Here is an 18,127-nt window from a genome sequence, read left to right on the forward strand (position 1 = left end):
CTCATCATCTTAACAAAGTAATGTTTCCTGTCTTATTCGTTTTCGTCCCGTCGCTGAATTCTACACTTACGGCGTATGCATATGCATCCATGGGTTGAATGGCGCCTTTGAACCGGCCATCCCAACCGATGGTGGGATCATTGGATTCAAAGACCAGCTGGCCCCAACGATTAAATATCTTTAAATTGAATTTGGCTATTCCAAAGCCCCGCACCATCAGCACATCATTCCGTCCATCATTATTGGGTGAGAAGGCATTAGGGACATCAAACAAGGGGATCACAATTGCGGCTACCTGCTTACAAACCGTATCTACACACCCCGCGGCATTGGTTGCCAGCAAACATACATCGTACGTTCCTGTTTTGTTATACTGGTGTACCGGGTTGGTTTCAGCAGAAACGCTCCCGTCACCAAACTCCCACAAATAGCTTGCCGCACCTATGCTCTGGTTCACGAATGTCACCGGCGTATTTTCTTCCGGCTTGGTAGGCGTGAATGAGAAGTCGGCACTGGGCGGACCAAATACCTTGATCGTTATGCTGGTATCATCCTCCTTATTACAAGTATTGTTATCCAATGCACGCAGCGTAACCGTGTAAGTACCGGGGTTTGGATATGTATGCACAGGGTAAGCCTCTGTAGAGGTGCTGCCGCCGTCTCCAAAGTTCCACTCAAACGTTTCCCCACCCATAGAGGTATTGTTAAACTCGATGGTAGAGGGTGCGCAGGAGCTGTCCGGCGCTATAAAGCTGGCTTCCACGTTAGCGGCCACACGCAGGGGCACGGTATCCGTATGCGGGGCGTTACAATAGTTGGTATCTACCAGGGTAAGCAGGGCATTATATACACCCGGCGACTGGTAAGCGTGCTGCCAGTTACCCAGGCCTACGGTTGACTGTGGCGTACCATCCCCAAAATCCAGCGTAAAGGATAAGTTGGTGAATGGTTTGCCCTGCGGCGCTACAGATGCATTTTCAAAATTATAGCTCAGGGCTTCACAGGGCGGCAGCTTGGTTACCACCAGGTTTACGGAAGCACTGTCGGCCCGTATGCGCACCTGGGTGTAAGCAGTATCGCAACCGTTACAGCTGGCAGGGTCACATTTAATGAGGCGTATGGTGTAATCGCCAATGGCGTTATAAGTATGGGAAACAGTATCCAGGTTACCACCTACATCCCCCGAACCATCGCCAAAGTTCCAGGTACGGGTTTGGGCGGGTGAGCTGGTGGTATCTACAAACGTAATATCGGCAGGTACGCAATAATTCTTCCTGCGGTCCAGGGTTTTAATACCGGCTTTTACCCCATCCAGGTTAAAGGCGATCTTTAACGCGCCAAAGTTACAGAAGGGCGGCGCCGCTGTTGCATAGGCACCGGGCGTGGTTGGGTAACGCGGTTTTGCACCGTTGTTGGCCGATACATTACACCAGGCGCACAGGCCCTGGTAAATAACCCCATTACGGTCAAAGCGGCTGGTGCCGCCATCTACATGCTCATACAAACCATTGCCGCCAAAAAAGCTGGCAAACAATACGCCCGTAGCATCGCGCTGCAATACAAAGAAGTAAAAGTCCTGATCGTCAGTGGTACGCTGCAGGGGATTTTTGGTGATCAGCCCACTGGTGCCTGAGTTAGGATAACGCAGTGATTTATTGATACCGCCACCCCAGCCTGAAACGTATACATTCTCACACCGGTCTACCAGGAAGGCAGTGGGTGAAATGCTGGGGTCTGTAGCCTGCTTGCCAAAAGTTGTAGAGTATATAAAGGCCGACAGGTTAGGATCCAGCTTGGATATAAACTGCTTGGAATTATCGTTATAAAAAACCGTAGTGCCGGTGGGCTGCTTCACCGGCCAGCGTCCGTCTGTGGTACCCATTGCATATACATTTCCTTCTGCATCCAGCTGAATACCATATACCTGGTCTGCCGATGCATTGTCTGCACCCAGGTAAGTGCTTTGTAATACACTGGCGCCATCGCTGGAAATGTGGGCAATAAACCCATCGCACACACCACCGCGGTAACCGGGATAAATAACACCACCGGTGGTACGGAAGTTAGTGCTGGCTGTGCCACCGCCTACATACAGGGTATTACCGTTCAGTGCCAGCACATAACCTGCATCTTCTTTATCGCCGCCAAGGTAGCTGGCCCATAGCAGGTTGTTACAGTTAGGATCTATTTTCATTACCACCGCATCCTGCGCGCCGCCAAAGCTGGTTTGGAAGGCGCCGGCTGTTACCGGGAAATCAGTGGAGCGGGTGCTGCTGGTCACATAAATGTTGGCGGCGCCATCTAGCACTACTTCACTACGGGCATCATCGCCATAATTGCGTAACAGTACCCAGCTGCCGGCCTGCCGGTTCTCACGCATATTCACCGCATCATCTGCACTGCCGGCTATACGCAGCGAACCAATGATGCCGGTACCGGCTGCGTTTAATTTCACAATAGCTATATCCCAGCCGCCACGGTTACCTACTTCATTTTTAAAGGGAAAGTTACCGGAGGTTGTTCTGCCGCTGATCACCAGGTTACCGGCTGCATCAGCAAATAAGCTATGTGGCTGCTCATCGCCATTGCCGCCTAAATAGGTGGCATATACCAGGTTGCGGCCATTGGGGGTGAACTTGCTGATACCAATATCAAACTGCCCGCCCTGGAAAGCATTCTGGATCACGCCGGTTGTTACCGGGTAACCCTGCGCCCATACAATACCACCGCCGTAAAAATTACCCTGGTCGTCATAAGTGGCGGTAAAGCCCCAGTTATCGGCCCGGGAGCCGGATACGCTGGAAAATACATAAGTAGGATCTATCACCAAGGGGTACTGCGGATCATACTTACCGGATATTTTAAAACCAACCTTATTACCATTTACACGGTAACTAACCTTTACGGTTACACGCTGGTTATTGATGTATTGATAAGCATACGGCATCAGCTCGGTAGAGGTGCCTACAGAGGTAGTGATCTCCAGCTGGTCTTTCTTCAGCTCCAGCCTGTCCACACCGTTATATTGTAATTGAATATTGGAAGGATCGGCGCCGGGATGCACGATCAGATCATACTTCAGCAAAGACGCTTCTGAATACACCTGCATATCGATACCGGCATACAGGTCTTTGTAAAGCACCTGCTGGTAAGACTTTACGCCCGACTTCCATTTGGAAGCATCATTACCCAGGAAGTAATTACTATAACCATCGGTTGGTTTATCCGGTGTTACCTGTAAGGTGGGTTTGGCATTCAGAAAAGTTACTTCGTAGGCATGCGCTCTTACAACGGGCTTCTCACGTTTAATATCGCCCGGTACATCCTGATGCGGCGTGGTGCTGGCCGCGGGTGCGGCGGCAGTACCTTTTGCATTATAATCTACATAAGGCGGCGCCGGTGCATCTGCATGCCCGTGCATGTATTCTGTAAGCTTTGAGTAATCGGTTTTGTTGAGGAGAGAAAAAGTGAACCCGTTCTTTTTAAGGAAGATGGCGCCCCCGCCCAGATCTGTTTTATACAAGAAATCTCCCTCCCACTGTCCTTTGTTCTCAATAAACTGCAAAGGGGTGAAATTACTGTTCTCCTGTGCTTGCGCCCTGGCCGGCAATGCTGCCATCAGCCAAAACGTAACACTTAAAAAACCGGCAAGGAAAGTAAATTTCAACGGAATAGATTTAGCGTTTTTTCCTGTAACTAATATACGAATAATAACGTGGAAAGGTTGGCTAATGTTACCGGCTTTGGGGCAACATTCATCCTATGTAATAAGTTATTTATACAGAAGATGCGGATAAACAAGTGGTATAATACATAAGCCCGCAAATTTATTTTTGTACCGTTCTAAACTAAGACCTGCACAATAATAAAACGTTTAAGGCGTTGCAAAAATTGTTGTATGGTCCCCCTTTTACCGTAATAAGGTAACGCTGCCCTGTTTATTTGCCTTGCTGCCATCACTAAACTCCAGGTACACCGTAAAGGCATAAGCATCCATCGGTTGCAAAGCGCCTTTGAACCGGCCATCCCAGCCAATGGAAGGATCATTGGATTCAAATACCAGCTGCCCCCAGCGGTTAAATATCTTGAAGCTGAATTTACTGATGCCAAAACCGCGTACCAGCAGCACATCGTTCATACCATCCCCGTTGGGCGAGAAGGCATTCGGCACATCAAACAAAGGAATAATAATGGCGCTTACCTGCTGGCAGGCCGTATCCGTACAGCCGGCCTGGTTAGTAGCCGTCATGCATACCTCGTAAGTGCCGGTTTTGTTGTACTGGTGCACCGGGTTGGTTTGTGTTGATACTTCACCATCGCCAAACTCCCATAAATAGCTTACTGCGCCAATGGACTGGTTTACAAAGGTAACCGGCGTATTGTCCTCCGGCTTGGTGGGCGTAAAGGAAAATTCCGCGGAAGGCGCGCCAAATACATGTATGGTTACGGTGGTATCGTCTGTTTTATTACAGGTATTGTTATCCACTGCGTGCAGGGTTACCTGGTAATCGCCCGGCGTGGGATAGGTGTGGGTGGGGTAAGCTTCTGTGGAAGTAGCCCCGTCTCCAAAATCCCAGCTAAAGGATTCCCCGCCCAGGGTGGTATTGCCAAATTCAATAACTGCCGGCGCGCATGAGCTGTCCGGCGCCGTAAAGCTGGCCACTACGTTGGCGGCTACCCGCAGGGGTATTGTTTCCGTATGTGGTGCATTACAATAGTTGGTATCTACCAGGGTAAGGGTGGCATTATAAATCCCATCTGCCTGGTAAGGGTGCTGCCAGGAGCCGGTGCCCACGGGCGATACCGGGGTACCATCTCCAAAGTCCAGTAAAAATGACTGGTTGGTAAAGGGCTTGCCCGGCGGCGGAGTGGAACTATTGGTAAACTCATAGGCCAGTGATTCGCAGGGCGGCTGGCGAAGGGCTGAAAAATCAACCACCGCACTATCGGCCCGGATGCGTATTTCTGTATAGGCCGTATCGCAGCCATTACAGCTGGCAGGATCGCATTTAACCAGGCGTACCGTATAATCGCCAATAGCGGCATAGGTATGCGTAATGGTGTCCAGGTTGCCGCCTACATCCGGCGTACCATCACCAAAATTCCAGATACGGGTTTGGGCGGGTGAGCTGGTGGTATCTACAAACGTAATATCTGCAGGTACGCAGTAGTTCTTTTTACGGTCCAGGGTTTTAATGCCTGCCTTTACTCCATCCAGGTTAAAGGCGATCTTTAATGCGCCAAAATTGCAATCCGGCGGCGCTACATTGGAGTAAGCACCCGGCGTGGTAGGATAGCGCGGTTTGGTTGAACTCGTGGCTACGTTACACCAGGCGCATAAACCCTGGTAAATAACGCCGTTACGGTCAAAGCGGCTGGTACCGCCATCCACATGCTCATACAAGCCATTGCCGCCAAAAAAGCTGGCAAACAGCACGCCTGTAGCATCGCGCTGCAGTACAAAAAAGTAAAAGTCCTGATTGTCAGTTGTGCGCTGCAAAGCATTTTTTACCGGCAGGCCTGAGGTACCGGAATTGGGATATTTCAGGCCTATATCCAGCCCGCCGCCCCAGCCGGAAATGTACACGTTCTCACATTTATCTACCAGGAAAGCTACCGGCGAAATACTGGGTTCTGTGGCCTGCTTGCCAAAGGTTGTAGAGTATACAAAGGCCGACAGGTTGGGCTGCAGCTTGGATATAAACTGTTTGGAATTATCATTATAAAAAGTAGTGGTGCCACTGGGCTGCTGTATGGGCCAGTTACCTTCTGTAGTACCCATTACATATACATAACCGCCTGCATCCAGCTGAATACCATATACCTGGTCGGCAGATGGGTTATCAGATCCTATATAGGTGCTTTGCAGCAGGGTAGTACCATCGGTGGTAATATGGCTGATAAAGCCATCGCACACACCGCCGCGGTAAGCAGGATATTTACTGCCGCCTGTAGTGCGGAAGTCAGTGCTGGCGGTGCCGCCTGCCACGTACAGGGTATTACCATTTAATGCCAGCACATAGGCTGCATCTTCTTTAGAACCGCCTATATAGCTGGCCCAGGTTAATGCATTACAGGTAGGATCTATTTTCATTACCACGCCATCCTGGCTGCCGCCCATAGCGTTCTGGAAAGTGCCGGCTGTTACCGGGAAATCCGTAGAGCGGGTACAGCTGGCTACATAAATATTATCTGCTGCATCTACCACCACCTCACTGCGGGCATCATCGCCATAGTTGCGTAACAGCACGGAGGCGCCGCTTTGCCGGTCCTCCCGTATGTTCACCCCATCATCCACACTGCCGGCTATACACAATGCACCAATAATACCGGTGCCGGTAGCATTTAATTTTACTACGGCAATATCCCAGCCACCACGTTTGCCTACAACGTTGGTGAAAGGAAAATCGGATGATTTGGTCCTGCCGCTGATCACCAGCTCGCCCTTCGTATCTACAAAAAGGCTATGCGGCTGCTCAATATTATTGCCACCCAGGTAGGTTGCATACAATAAACGGCGGCCTGTTGGATCAAACTTACTAATGGCAATATCAAACTCCCCGCCCTGGAAAGAGCTTTGTGCAGCGCCTGGCGTTACCGGGTAATTACCGGGATCAAAGCTGATGCTGCCACCATAAAAATTACCTGCTGCATCATAGGTAGCGGTAAAGCCCCAGTTATCGGCCCGGGCGCCGGAGAGGGTGGAAAATACATAGCTGGGGTCTATTACCAGCGGATACTTTCCATCATAATCCCCGCTTATTTTAAACCCTACTTTATTACCGCTTAACCGGTAGCTCACTTTTACGGGTATACGTTGTTCATTGATGTATTGATAAGCATACGGCATCAGCTCCCTGGCCACGCCTACGGAGGTAGTGATTTCCAGGTTGCCTTTTTTCAGCTCCAGCTTATCTACGCCGGTGTACTCCAGCTCTACCTTAGCTGCATCTGCACCGGGTTTCACAATAAGATCATATTTTAACTGGGATGCTTCTGAGTACACCTGCATATCAATACCTGCATAGAGCTCCTTATACATCACACTCTGATAAGACTTTACATTGGAGCGCCATTTCGTAGCATCGTTCCCGATAAAATAGTTGCTGTATGCTTCTATAGCCTTATCCGGCACCAGCTGCGGATCTTTATTGGCATTTAAAAAAGTAACCTCATAGGCATGCGATCTGATCACCGGCGCCTGGGGCTTGCTGCCGCCGCCTGGCACGGTGGCAGCTGTAGTGCTTTTATTAGATGCTGCTTTAGCGTCATAGTCAACAGAAGGAGGTACGGGCGCGGAAGCATGCCCGTGAAAATATTCCCTTACACTTTCCAGTCCTGCCGGATCCATCAGATTAAAGGTAAAACCACTCTTTTTGAGAAAAATGCTGCCACTGCCCAGGTCTGTTCTATACAGGAAATTCCCGGACCATTGCCCTTTGTTCTCTACAAACTGCAGGGGAGTAAAATTACTGGCGGCAGTAGACTGACCTTTAACGACCCCGCTTACCAGCACCATTATGATACCTGTAAAAACGGCAAGGGAATTGAGTTTCAAGCGATAAACATTTAGTTGGTGGGTAAAAGTCCATGGAACATATTCCACGGCTTATAACGGATTACACGGTTTAAAGTTACTTAACGGCTGGCTGGCATACTAAAGCATGATTTAAATTCTAATAACAAACGTAAAACCGGGTCAGGAAATTTTACTCCACTGGGATTTTCCCCGCTGGCTGGCTAAATATTCCTGTAAGGGTTGATTTTCAGGCAGCGACAGGTCCATATCTTCCTGTAAGATCTTTTCCGCACAGGCCCGGGCTGCATCCAGCACCGGCTTATCGTGCAAAATATCGGCCAGCTTAAAATCCAGCACCCCGCTCTGGCGGGTACCCTCCATATCGCCGGGGCCGCGCAGCTCCATATCTTTTTCAGAGATGATGAAACCATTATTCGTTTGCACCATCACGTTAATACGCTCTTTTGAATCAGCGCCCAGCTTTACCCCGGTCATCAGGATACAGAAAGACTGTTCAGCGCCGCGGCCTACCCTGCCCCTCAGCTGATGCAGCTGCGACAGACCAAAACGTTCCGTGCTTTCTATTACCATTACGGATGCATTGGGCACGTTTACACCTACTTCAATTACCGTGGTAGCTACCATAATATGGGTTTCGCCTTTTACAAAACGCTGCATATTGGTTTCCCGCATATCTGCCGGCTGGCGGCCATGCACCATGCTAATGTAATACTGCGGCTCGGGGAAAAAAGCTTTTACTTCCTCATACCCTTTCATCAGGTTCTCATAATCCATTTTTTCGGATTCCTCTATCAGCGGGTATACGATGTAGGCCTGCCTGCCTTTGCTAATTTCTTCCTTAATGAAATCCATTACCTGCGGGCGCTGGAACTCCGTGCGGTGCACGGTGGTAATAGGTTTGCGGCCGGGCGGCATTTCATCTATCACGGATACATCCAGGTCGCCATAAATGGTCATAGCCAGGGTACGCGGTATAGGCGTTGCCGTCATAACCAGTATATGCGGTGGTATATCATTCTTTTCCCACAGGCGCGCCCGTTGGGCTACGCCAAAACGGTGCTGCTCATCTACTATGGCCATGCCCAGGTTCCTGAACTGTACTTCCTTTTCCAGCAGGGCATGTGTGCCTATCAATATTTGTATGCTGCCATCTGCTACGGCCGCCAGTATTTGTTTACGCGCCTTGCCTTTAATGCTGCCGGTAAGCAGCGCAGCCTTTAGCGGCATATTTTCCAGCAGCTCTGAAATGCCTTTAAAATGCTGCTGCGACAGTATTTCCGTGGGGGCCATTAAACAGGCCTGGAAGCCATTGTCTATAGCCAGCAGCATGGTTAACAGGGCTACAATGGTTTTGCCGCTGCCTACATCGCCCTGTAACAGGCGGTTCATCTGGCGGCCATTCATAGTATCCTGCCGTATTTCTTTTAACACCCGCTTTTGCGCACCGGTTAAGGGAAAGGGCAAATGGTTGTTATAAAAGTCATTGAAGTGATCTCCTACTGAGCCAAAGATATACCCGTGTGATTGCTGGTGCCGCCTGATCCTGATCCGGCAAATGCGGATCTGCGCAATGAACAGCTCTTCAAACTTCAGTCGGCGCCTGGCCTGCTGCGCTTCTTCTTCCGTGGCTGGTAAATGGATCTTGAAAAAAGCCATGGGCCTTGTCATAAGGCGGTACTGCTGCATTACAGGCGCCGGAATATTTTCCGGTATTTCCAGGGGCGAGAGCTGCTCCAGCAGGTTAAAGGTGAGCTTTCCGATAGCCTTTGCCGTTAGGCCGCGGGCTTTCAGCTTTTCCGTGGTATAATATACCGGCTCCAGGAACTGTTTGCCGCCGGCAATATTTTCCGTGAGCAGGTCCATTTCAGGATGGGCGATCTGTAGGGTGCCGTTAAAGAAAGAGAGCTTACCAAACACCAGGTAAGCGGTTTGCTCCTGCAGGGATTTCTGCATCCACTGCCAGCCCTGGAACCATACCAGCTCTATTTCTCCGGTTTCATCACGCAGGGTGGCTACCAGCCTTTTGCCCCGCTTTTCACCAATGACTTCCAGGGAAATAATGCGCCCGCGGATCTGCACATAATCCATTTGGCCCATGAGCTGCCCTATTTTTTCCACCTTGGTACGGTCCACATACCGGAAGGGGAAATAATTTAGGAGGTCGCCAAAGGTGTGCAGGTTCAGCTCCTTACGCAGCAGCTCTCCGCGTTGCGGCCCTACCCCTTTCAGGTACTCGATTGGATTGGATAATATGGCGATTGGCGGTGGTATGGAAAAAATATTTTAGTCCATGGTCCATAGTCGATGGTCCATGGAAGTTGCAAGTTATTTAAATACGAAGATTAAATAAAATAGTCCGCGGATGCTCCACGGACTATTCAGTATTTCTTTAAGTATTTCTATGCAAACAAGTCTATGGACCATCAATTATGGACCATGGACTATTAAAAACTATTCTGCACTCGCTTCCACCTTACCTTCTGCGAACAGCTTCATCCACTCTGTGGTTACAGATTTGGGACGTTCGAGAGAAAGGCCCAGGGCGCGGTCCCAGCACAGGGATGCCAGTACGCCCAGCGCGCGGGATACGCCAAACAGTACGGTATAGAACTCATATTCTACCAGGCCGTAGTGTACCAGCAGGGCGCCGGAATGTGCATCCACATTAGGCCAGGGGTTCTTTACCTTACCCAGGTCCTGTAAAATGGGGGGCACGGTTTCATACACCATCCATACTATACGCACCAGCTCATCGTCCGGTAAGTGTTTCTTGGCAAATTCCATCTGGGCAGTAAAACGGGGATCTGTTTTACGCAGTACGGCGTGGCCGTAACCCGGTACTACCTTACCATCAGACAAAGTTTTGCGTACATATTGCTCGATCTGGCTTTTGGTAGGAATACCGCCACCCAGCTCTTCGCGCATGCTCAGGATCCAGCGGATCACCTCCTGGTTCGCCAGGCCATGCAGCGGACCTGCCAGGCCGTTCATACCGGCTGCAAATGACAGGTAAGCATCGCTAAGGGCAGAACCTACCAGGTGGGTAGTGTGTGCGCTTACGTTACCACCTTCATGGTCAGAGTGGATGGTCATGTAAAGACGCATCAGCTCTTTGAAACCTTCATCGTCATAACCCAGCATGTGAGCAAAGTTGGCAGACCAGTCCAGCATTCCGTTGGGCTGTATATGCTTACCTTCTTTATACTTACGGCGATATACATATGCTGCTATACGGGGCAGGCGGGCAATGAGGTTCATGGTATCCTCATACATATGGCTCCAGTAATCTTTTTTATTGATGCCTTCTGCATAGGCTTTGGCAAAATCAGATTCTGTCTGCAGCGCCATAATACCTACGGTGAACATGGTCATGGGATGTGCCGTGATAGGCAGCGCCTCAATTGCATCAAATACATAGTTGGGTACGTGCGAACGGCGGGCCCACATGCCGGAGAGATATTGTACATCTGCTTCGGTAGGTAATTCGCCAATCAGCATCAGGTAAAACAAACCTTCCGGTAAAGGCTCTGCACCGCCCGGAGCTTTGGGTAAATTGTCCCGCAGCTCGGGAATGGAATATCCTCTGAAGCGGATACCTTCATTGGCATCCAGTAAAGAGGTTTCTGTTACCAGGCCGGGAATGCCGCGCATACCCTGGTAAGCCTGTGCAATCGTAACATCATCCAATTTTTTATTGCCATGATTTTTAATCAGGTCCTTAACTTCTGCGCTAAGTTCATCGGCCTTTACCTTGAATTTTTCTTTTATATACCCCATTTTGATACTGTAGTTTGATAGTTAAAACACAATCGATCAATTGTCAAAAGTAAGGATTTGTTAACTAAAACGCCAGGCTTTTTTAGCAATTCTCCGTAACCAGTAAGCAATGGTTAACAAGTATAAACCATTGTATCTCAATTAATAGATCGAAATATATTAAAATGTTAAGTTTTATTAAGGAAATGTGAATTTTTTATTAGAAACCCATTAGAACTCCCTTATTTAGGCGCGCGCATGTATAACCAGATAGCCACCGCTCCAAAAACAAAGTTAGGGATCCATACTGCCAGCAAGGGGTTGAGGTTGGCTTTGGTAGAGAATACGGTAGAGAACTGAAGGAAGATAATATAGGTAGCGCTGATCACAATACCCAAGGCCAGGTGGAGGCCGCTGCCCCCTCTTACCTTACGGGAGGCAATGATAGCGCCGATAAGACTGAGGATGACCACGGCAGCAGCTGCTGCGGTACGGCGGTACTTTTCTACGTAATAAATGTTCAGTCCTTCTGCGCCCCGTATTTCTTCACGGGCTATAAAACGGTCCAGCTCCGGGGTGGTCATGGCTTCCTGCAGGTTTTTGGCCTCTTCCATTTCCTTAGGGGTAAGGGCCAGCTTCAGGGTAGTATCCTGTTTGCTCCACCAGGTTTCTTTGAGGCCCCTGATCCGGCGCAGGGATACATAGTCCAGGCGCCATTTCTTTTGGGTGGAATCCCAGGAGATGCGGTCGGCACGGATCTTCAGCGTCATATCCAACCCTTCTACCCTTTCCAGCACAAAGTTGCTACCACTGTGATAATTAGGATCATAAGAGCCGAAAGTAACGTACGTGAAACTATCTATACGGGTAGTTTTATCGTATATGGTATGCCCTTCATCACGGGCGTGTATATACGTATTTTCGAATGTAGTGCGTATGCGATTGGCGTTGGGTACCGTCCAACGGTTGCCCAGCCAAAGCAGGCCACCAAACAGGAAAGCGCCTATCCAGAAGGGGCGCAGCAGACGGCGAAAGCTTACGCCTGCGCTCAGAATGGCAATGATCTCTGAGCGGTACGCCATTTTGGAAGTAAAAAAGATAACGGATATAAAAATGAACAAAGGAAATAACAGGGCGGCAATATGCGGGATAAAACCAAAGTAGTAATCTACTACAATGGTTCTCAGGGAAAGGTTGTTGTTCATAAAATCATCCACCTTTTCCGTAATGTCTATCACTACTGAAATCACCAGCAGGATCATCAGGGAATAAATGAATGTTCCTATGAATTTCCGCAGTATATACCAATCGATCTTTGTCATACTGATTTACGATTTTAGATTTACGATCTTAGATTTGATTGAATCGAATCTTAGCCGTAAATCTTTAGAATAGTAACATTATAATTTTGCAATCTACGATTTAGCAGGTATGATTTTCACCTGGTCATGTTAATGAAATCTAAAATCGTCAATCTAAAATCTAAAATTGCATTATAGTCTTGTTTGTAACTGCGGCACCATAGCGGCTTTCCAGGCAGCATAGGTACCGGCCAGGATCTGCTCCCGGGCGGCTTTTACCAGCTGCAGATAAAAACTCAGGTTATGAATGCTGGCCAGCTGCATACCCAGTATTTCCCCGGCGGCAAACAGGTGGCGCAGGTAGGCTTTGGTATAATTGTTACTGGCAAAACAATTGGTTTGCTCATCAATGACCGAAAAATCTGTTGCCCATTTTTTATTCTTGATGTTAATAACACCCTGCCAGGTGAATAACATACCGTTACGGCCGTTGCGGGTAGGCATTACGCAATCAAACATATCTATACCCAGCGCAATATTTTCCAACAGGTTCCAGGGAGTGCCTACCCCCATGAGGTAGCGGGGTTTGTGCACCGGCAATATTTCACATACCAGGCCGCACATTTCGTACATCTCTGCTTCCGGCTCGCCCACACTAAGGCCGCCAATGGCGTTGCCGGCACATTCGCGCGCAGCTATTTCCGTGGCGGAAATGGTGCGCAGCTCTTTATAGGTGCTGCCCTGCACAATGGGAAACAGCGTTTGCTCATGCCCGTAAGCCGGCTGCGTTTCTGCCAGCCGTTTAATGCAGCGGTCCAGCCAGCGGTGCGTAAGCTCCATGGATTTACGGGCGTACACAAACTCCGACGGGTAGGGTGGGCATTCATCAAAGGCCATAATAATATCGGCACCTATGGTGCGCTGGATGTCCATTACACTTTCCGGGGTAAACAGGTGGCGGCTGCCATCTATATGCGACTGGAACACCACCCCTTCTTCCTTTATTTTCCGGTTGGCGGCCAGGGAAAAAACCTGGTAGCCGCCGCTATCCGTAAGTATGGGACGCTGCCAGCCATTAAAGCTGTGCAGCCCGCCGGCGGCGGACAATACTTCCAGCCCCGGGCGCAGGTACAGGTGATAGGTATTTCCCAGGATGATCTGCGCCTGTACATCGTTCCGCAGCTGCTCCTGGGTTACTGCTTTTACACTGCCCACAGTGCCTACCGGCATAAAAATGGGCGTTTCAATACTGCCATGGGCCGTAGTAAGCATGCCTGCACGGGCCTGGCTGTTGTTATCGGTGGTAAGAAGGTCAAAATTCATAAAACAGGGCAAAGGTAGAATTAATGTGCAAATGTGAGGATATGGGTTGCTAATGTGCGCTTATGCAGGCGGGCAATGCAGAAAAAAAGATGTGGAAAACGACCATTAAATAGAACAAAAATATGGTAGTTGACTTATCCCGTTTCATATTTTACCTTTTTTATCCCCATCAGGTTACAGATAAACAAAAACATATATATTTGTCCTCAATATGTCGGAACATCTGGGTTTAATTGTCTTTTACATTTTTGCTACCGTGGCAGCTATTCAGGTGCTGTATTACCTGGTCTTTTTTTCCCGCGTAGCCTTTTACAAGCGCCAATTTGATATGGACGAATCGCCTGCTAACCGTTTTTCGGTGATCATTTGCGCTAAGAACGAGGAGCTGAACCTACAAAAGAACCTGCCCACGGTGCTGCAACAGCGGTACGACATACACCACAACCCGGAATACGAAGTAATTGTGGTGAACGACAATTCCGAAGACGATACCAAATACTACCTGCGTTCCATAGAGCCTGGTTACGCCCACTACCGCCACATAGAGCTGAAACAGGCCGCCAAATTTATTCCCGGTAAAAAATATCCCTTATCCATAGGCTTAAAAGGTGCGCAGTATGAACATGTGCTGCTGACAGATGCAGACTGCCGCCCGGCCAGCGTGAACTGGCTGCACATTATGAGCCAGGGCTTCAGCGATGGTAAAGAAATTGTGCTGGGTTATGGTCCTTATGTGAAAAAGCCTGGTTTCCTGAATAAAGTGATCCGTTACGAAACCTTTTTCAGCGCACTGCAATACCTTTCCTTTGCCATGGCCGGCGTGCCTTACATGGGCGTAGGCCGCAACCTGGCGTATAAGAAAGACCTGTTTTTTCGTAATAAAGGTTTTGTGAACCACCAGCACCTGGCTTCCGGCGATGATGACCTGTTTGTGAACACTGCAGCCAACAGCAAGAACGTAGCCGTGGTTATTGACAAGCAGGCATTCACCTACTCAGAGCCTAAAGACAACTGGAGCCGCTGGTTCCGGCAAAAAACCAGGCATATGTCTACCGGTAAGCATTACCGCTTTGGACATAAGCTGCTGCTAGGTATGTTTTCATTAAGCCATTTCTTCTTTTATCCTGCATTCATCGTAAGCCTGTTCTACTGGCCGCTGATGTATTATGTACTGGCCATTTTCGGCGCTAAGCTGCTTATACAATCCATTATCTTTTACTTTGCCCTGCGCAAGCTGGATGAGAGCGACCTGTTCAAGCTCTCCTGGTTCATGGATATCTTTATGTGCCTGTATTACATTATCTTCACACCCTCTTTATTTTTTAAGTCTAAGTCAAAGAACAAATGGTAGTACAAGCTGCCCAGCAATGTAGCTGATAGCTTGTAAACAGCTACCAGCCGGCAGTTTTATCATGGACATTATCCTGCAATATTTTTCCGACTTCACGCCTTTGCAGCTGCAGCAGCTGACTGCACTGGATGCTGTGTACCGGGAATGGAATGAAAAGATCAACGTAATATCCCGTAAAGACATTGACAGCCTGTATGAAAAACATGTGCTGCATTCCCTGAGCATTGCCGCTGCCGTGGATATACCGGCCGGCACACAGGTGCTTGACCTGGGCACAGGCGGCGGTTTTCCCGGTATTCCGCTGGCAATTTTCTTCCCCGAGGTGCAATTTCACCTGGTAGATTCCATCGGCAAAAAAATTAAGGTAGTGCAAGCAGTGGTGGAAGCCCTGGAGCTAAAAAATGTAACCACTGCCCATAGCCGGGCAGAAGAGATAAAGAACCGCAAATTCGATGTGGTAGTATCCCGCGCAGTAGCCCCGCTGGGCGACCTATGGAGCTGGAGCAAGCCCCTGCTGAAAAAAGCGCAAAGCGGAAAGCAGAAAACGGAAAACGATGAAGAAGCGGCCAGCGGCCTTATATGCCTGAAGGGGGGCGATCTTTCCCAGGAAATATCCGAAAGCGGCTGTGCCCCTACCCTGCTGGATATTTACGACCTATTTCCACTGGAATATTTTATGGAGAAGTATGTGGTGCTGGTGACACGCTAGTTTCCAGCGTAATATGCTGAATGCCCAGGTGTTCCAACTCATGGCACAGGGTTCTTTTCAGCCCGTCCACCTGCTCCATATTTAATTGTGCAGCCACCACCAGCTGGGCGGTAAGCGCATTTTCCGTGGTGCTCATGGCCCAGATATGAATATGGTAAATATCTTTTACGCCGGGTATTTTCAGCGCTATCTTTTTTACCTCCTCTAACTCAATTCCCTGTGGCACCCCGTCCAAAGAAAGGCGCAGGCTGCTTTTAAGCAGCCCCCAGGTGCTGTAAACAATCACGATCATGATCACCAGGCTTACCACCGGATCCACCCAATACCAGCCGGTATATATAATAATGATGCCTGCTACTACCGTACCCAGGGAAACCATGGCATCTGCCAGCAGGTGCAGGTAGGCACCTTTTACATTCAGGTCTTTTTCCTTATCCCTCATAAACAGGAAGGCCGATGTAGCATTCACCACAATGCCAATACCTGCTACAATGGCCATCATACCACCGGGAACCGGCTCCGGATGGGTAAAACGGCGCACCGCCTCCCACCCGATGGCGCCTACTGCCACCAGTAAAATAAGCGCATTAAACAGGGATACCAGGATGGTGCTTTTGCGGTAGCCATAGGTATACTGCTGGCTGGACCTCACTTTTGCCAGGCGAAAGGCCACCAGCGACAGGGCCAGGCTGGCCACATCGCTCAGGTTATGGCCTGCGTCGGAGACCAGGGCCAGGGAACCGGTAATAAAACCGGCCACGAATTCAATGACCACAAAAGCCAGGTTGAGGACAATCCCCCAGATAAATGCCCGGTTCAAATGGCCATTTGTGATGGGTAACGCATGCGTATGTGCGTGGGAGTGTGCATGATCGTGCGACATGACGTAAATTTAGGAAAGTTTGCTTTTGGGCTTTAGAATGAAAATGAAACACTTGTGCAAATTCCGGGCGGTTTTGTCCCTTCGGCGGCCCGCAGGTCGTCGTTACACCTTGAAATAAGTAAACTTTTTTTTCAAACAGGTAAAATATCGTGTTAGCTGCTTCGTCATCCTAATTAAGATGAAAGAGTTGCTCCTTACAAAAACATCTATGGCCATAGAACAAAATGAACGTATACAAGAAACCGTTCAGAAGGAGCGTAAGCGTTTGCTGAATTTTATCCGGCAGCGGGTAAATAATGTGGCGGATGCGGAGGATATTTTACAGGATGTTTTTTACCAGTTCACCGAATATTTACGCTTAGGCAGTCAGATTGATTCTATTACCGGCTGGCTGTTTGCAGTAACCCGGAACAAGATCACGGACTGGTTCCGTAAAAAACGGGAAACACCCTTCTCCGACAACACGCTGGAATATGATGGGGAGGAGACCTTATTCCTTTCTGAAATACTGCCGGATCCCTCGTCCAAAACGGATACGCCTATGCTCCGCAAAATGCTGGCAGAAACCATTATGGAAGCCATAGAAGAATTACCGGTTGAACAACGTACCGTGTTCCTGCAACATGAGGTAGAGGGAAAATCATTTAAGGAAATGGCTGCAGAAACCGGGTTATCCATTAACACGCTGCTATCGCGCAAACGTTATGCAGTGCTGTATTTGCGGGAACAGCTGGCAGAGCTGTACCAGGAGTTATTAAACAATTAATCACACACAAACGAATTGATATCATGAGACGTAAACCAGGATTGGGGGTTTTGAAATTTATTTTGCTGGGTGCCTTGTTCATGACCGTAATAGGTTTTGTAACTATGAGCCTGTGGAACTGTCTTATACCCGACCTTTTCCATGGACCGGTGATCACCTTCTGGCAATCACTAGGCTTATTATTACTGGGTAAGCTGCTGTTCGGCTGGCATGGCCATGGCGGCCCTGCCCCCTGGAAAGGCCGCTGGCGCGAGAAAATGCGTCAACGCATGGAATCCATGACACCGGAAGAAAGAGAACGCCTGCGGGCCCGTTGCGGACGCTTTAGCGGCGGCGGCAGGTTCTGGGATGAGCGCAGGGACTTCTGGGATGAGCGGAGGGACAGACCGGAAACTACTCCTCCCCCGCCACCGCCCCCTTCTGCGGAATAATTTGCTAATGTGCTGACAGGTAATGTGCCGGTGAGAAATAATTATAAATTCAGGATGTTTCTATCAT

General features: G+C 49.1%; 11 protein-coding genes. 4 read left to right on the top strand and 7 right to left on the bottom strand.

Going from position 1 to position 18,127, the window contains the following annotated elements; all coding sequences use genetic code 11:
* Positions 1–4: 4 nt before the first annotated feature.
* From BMZ54_RS22755 to tgt, 6 genes are all read right to left on the bottom strand, one after another.
* Positions 5–3,667, bottom strand: a complete 3,663-nt coding sequence (locus BMZ54_RS22755) for a DUF7948 domain-containing protein (RefSeq protein ID WP_089917738.1) — start codon at positions 3,665–3,667, stop codon at positions 5–7.
* Positions 3,668–3,910: 243 nt separating this feature from the next.
* Positions 3,911–7,558 (bottom strand): T9SS type B sorting domain-containing protein, encoded by a 3,648-nt coding sequence (locus tag BMZ54_RS22760; protein ID WP_143081109.1) that lies wholly within the window; start codon positions 7,556–7,558, stop codon positions 3,911–3,913.
* A gap of 141 nt (positions 7,559–7,699) precedes the next feature.
* On the bottom strand, positions 7,700–9,820 hold the full coding sequence (gene recG / locus BMZ54_RS22765) for an ATP-dependent DNA helicase RecG (RefSeq protein WP_317043256.1): 2,121 nt from the start codon (positions 9,818–9,820) through the stop codon (positions 7,700–7,702).
* Between the two features lie 171 nt (positions 9,821–9,991).
* A complete protein-coding gene (locus BMZ54_RS22770) occupies positions 9,992–11,317 on the bottom strand; it encodes a citrate (Si)-synthase, eukaryotic (RefSeq protein WP_089917744.1) in 1,326 nt (441 codons plus the stop codon).
* 221 nt (positions 11,318–11,538) lie between these two features.
* Positions 11,539–12,618 carry an LptF/LptG family permease gene (locus BMZ54_RS22775; protein WP_089917746.1) on the bottom strand — a complete coding sequence of 360 codons (1,080 nt, stop codon included), beginning with the start codon at positions 12,616–12,618 and terminating at the stop codon, positions 11,539–11,541.
* Positions 12,619–12,789: 171 nt separating this feature from the next.
* Positions 12,790–13,920 carry a tRNA guanosine(34) transglycosylase Tgt gene (tgt, locus tag BMZ54_RS22780; RefSeq protein ID WP_089917748.1) on the bottom strand — a complete coding sequence of 377 codons (1,131 nt, stop codon included), beginning with the start codon at positions 13,918–13,920 and terminating at the stop codon, positions 12,790–12,792.
* A 211-nt stretch (positions 13,921–14,131) separates the two neighbouring features.
* Between tgt and BMZ54_RS22785 the strand changes: the two genes are divergently transcribed.
* Together BMZ54_RS22785 and rsmG are read left to right on the top strand one after the other, a co-directional pair.
* Entirely contained in the window at positions 14,132–15,271 is a 1,140-nt protein-coding gene (locus BMZ54_RS22785; RefSeq protein WP_089917749.1) for a glycosyltransferase, read from the top strand.
* Positions 15,272–15,332: 61 nt separating this feature from the next.
* Positions 15,333–15,980 (top strand): 16S rRNA (guanine(527)-N(7))-methyltransferase RsmG, encoded by a 648-nt coding sequence (rsmG, locus tag BMZ54_RS22790; protein WP_089917750.1) that lies wholly within the window; start codon positions 15,333–15,335, stop codon positions 15,978–15,980.
* On the opposite strand, the gene BMZ54_RS22795 is transcribed toward rsmG, so the two are convergent.
* Positions 15,946–16,863, bottom strand: a complete 918-nt coding sequence (locus tag BMZ54_RS22795; protein WP_089917752.1) for a cation diffusion facilitator family transporter — start codon at positions 16,861–16,863, stop codon at positions 15,946–15,948. The genes rsmG and BMZ54_RS22795 overlap by 35 nt on opposite strands.
* Before the next feature lie 178 nt (positions 16,864–17,041).
* On the opposite strand from BMZ54_RS22795, the gene BMZ54_RS22800 reads away from it, so the two are divergent.
* Positions 17,042–17,629 (top strand): RNA polymerase sigma factor, encoded by a 588-nt coding sequence (locus BMZ54_RS22800; protein ID WP_238386651.1) that lies wholly within the window; start codon positions 17,042–17,044, stop codon positions 17,627–17,629.
* A gap of 23 nt (positions 17,630–17,652) precedes the next feature.
* Positions 17,653–18,060: a hypothetical protein gene (locus BMZ54_RS22805; protein ID WP_202909325.1), complete on the top strand. Its 408-nt coding sequence runs from the start codon at positions 17,653–17,655 to the stop codon at positions 18,058–18,060.
* The last annotated feature ends 67 nt before the right edge of the window (positions 18,061–18,127 follow it).

The organism is Chitinophaga rupis, from assembly GCF_900109685.1.
In the GTDB taxonomy this organism is placed as follows: domain Bacteria; phylum Bacteroidota; class Bacteroidia; order Chitinophagales; family Chitinophagaceae; genus Chitinophaga; species Chitinophaga rupis.

What these genes read in the sequence shown, in the direction of transcription:
- BMZ54_RS22770 (WP_089917744.1), bottom strand. Translation starts at nt 11,317, where the DNA reads ATGGGGTATATAAAAGAAAAATTCAAGGTAAAGGCCGATGAACTTAGC.
- BMZ54_RS22775 (WP_089917746.1), bottom strand. Translation starts at nt 12,618, where the DNA reads ATGACAAAGATCGATTGGTATATACTGCGGAAATTCATAGGAACATTC.
- tgt (WP_089917748.1), bottom strand. Translation starts at nt 13,920, where the DNA reads ATGAATTTTGACCTTCTTACCACCGATAACAACAGCCAGGCCCGTGCA.
- BMZ54_RS22785 (WP_089917749.1), top strand. Translation starts at nt 14,132, where the DNA reads ATGTCGGAACATCTGGGTTTAATTGTCTTTTACATTTTTGCTACCGTG.
- rsmG (WP_089917750.1), top strand. Translation starts at nt 15,333, where the DNA reads ATGGACATTATCCTGCAATATTTTTCCGACTTCACGCCTTTGCAGCTG.
- BMZ54_RS22795 (WP_089917752.1), bottom strand. Translation starts at nt 16,863, where the DNA reads ATGTCGCACGATCATGCACACTCCCACGCACATACGCATGCGTTACCC.
- BMZ54_RS22800 (WP_238386651.1), top strand. Translation starts at nt 17,042, where the DNA reads ATGAAAGAGTTGCTCCTTACAAAAACATCTATGGCCATAGAACAAAAT.
- BMZ54_RS22805 (WP_202909325.1), top strand. Translation starts at nt 17,653, where the DNA reads ATGAGACGTAAACCAGGATTGGGGGTTTTGAAATTTATTTTGCTGGGT.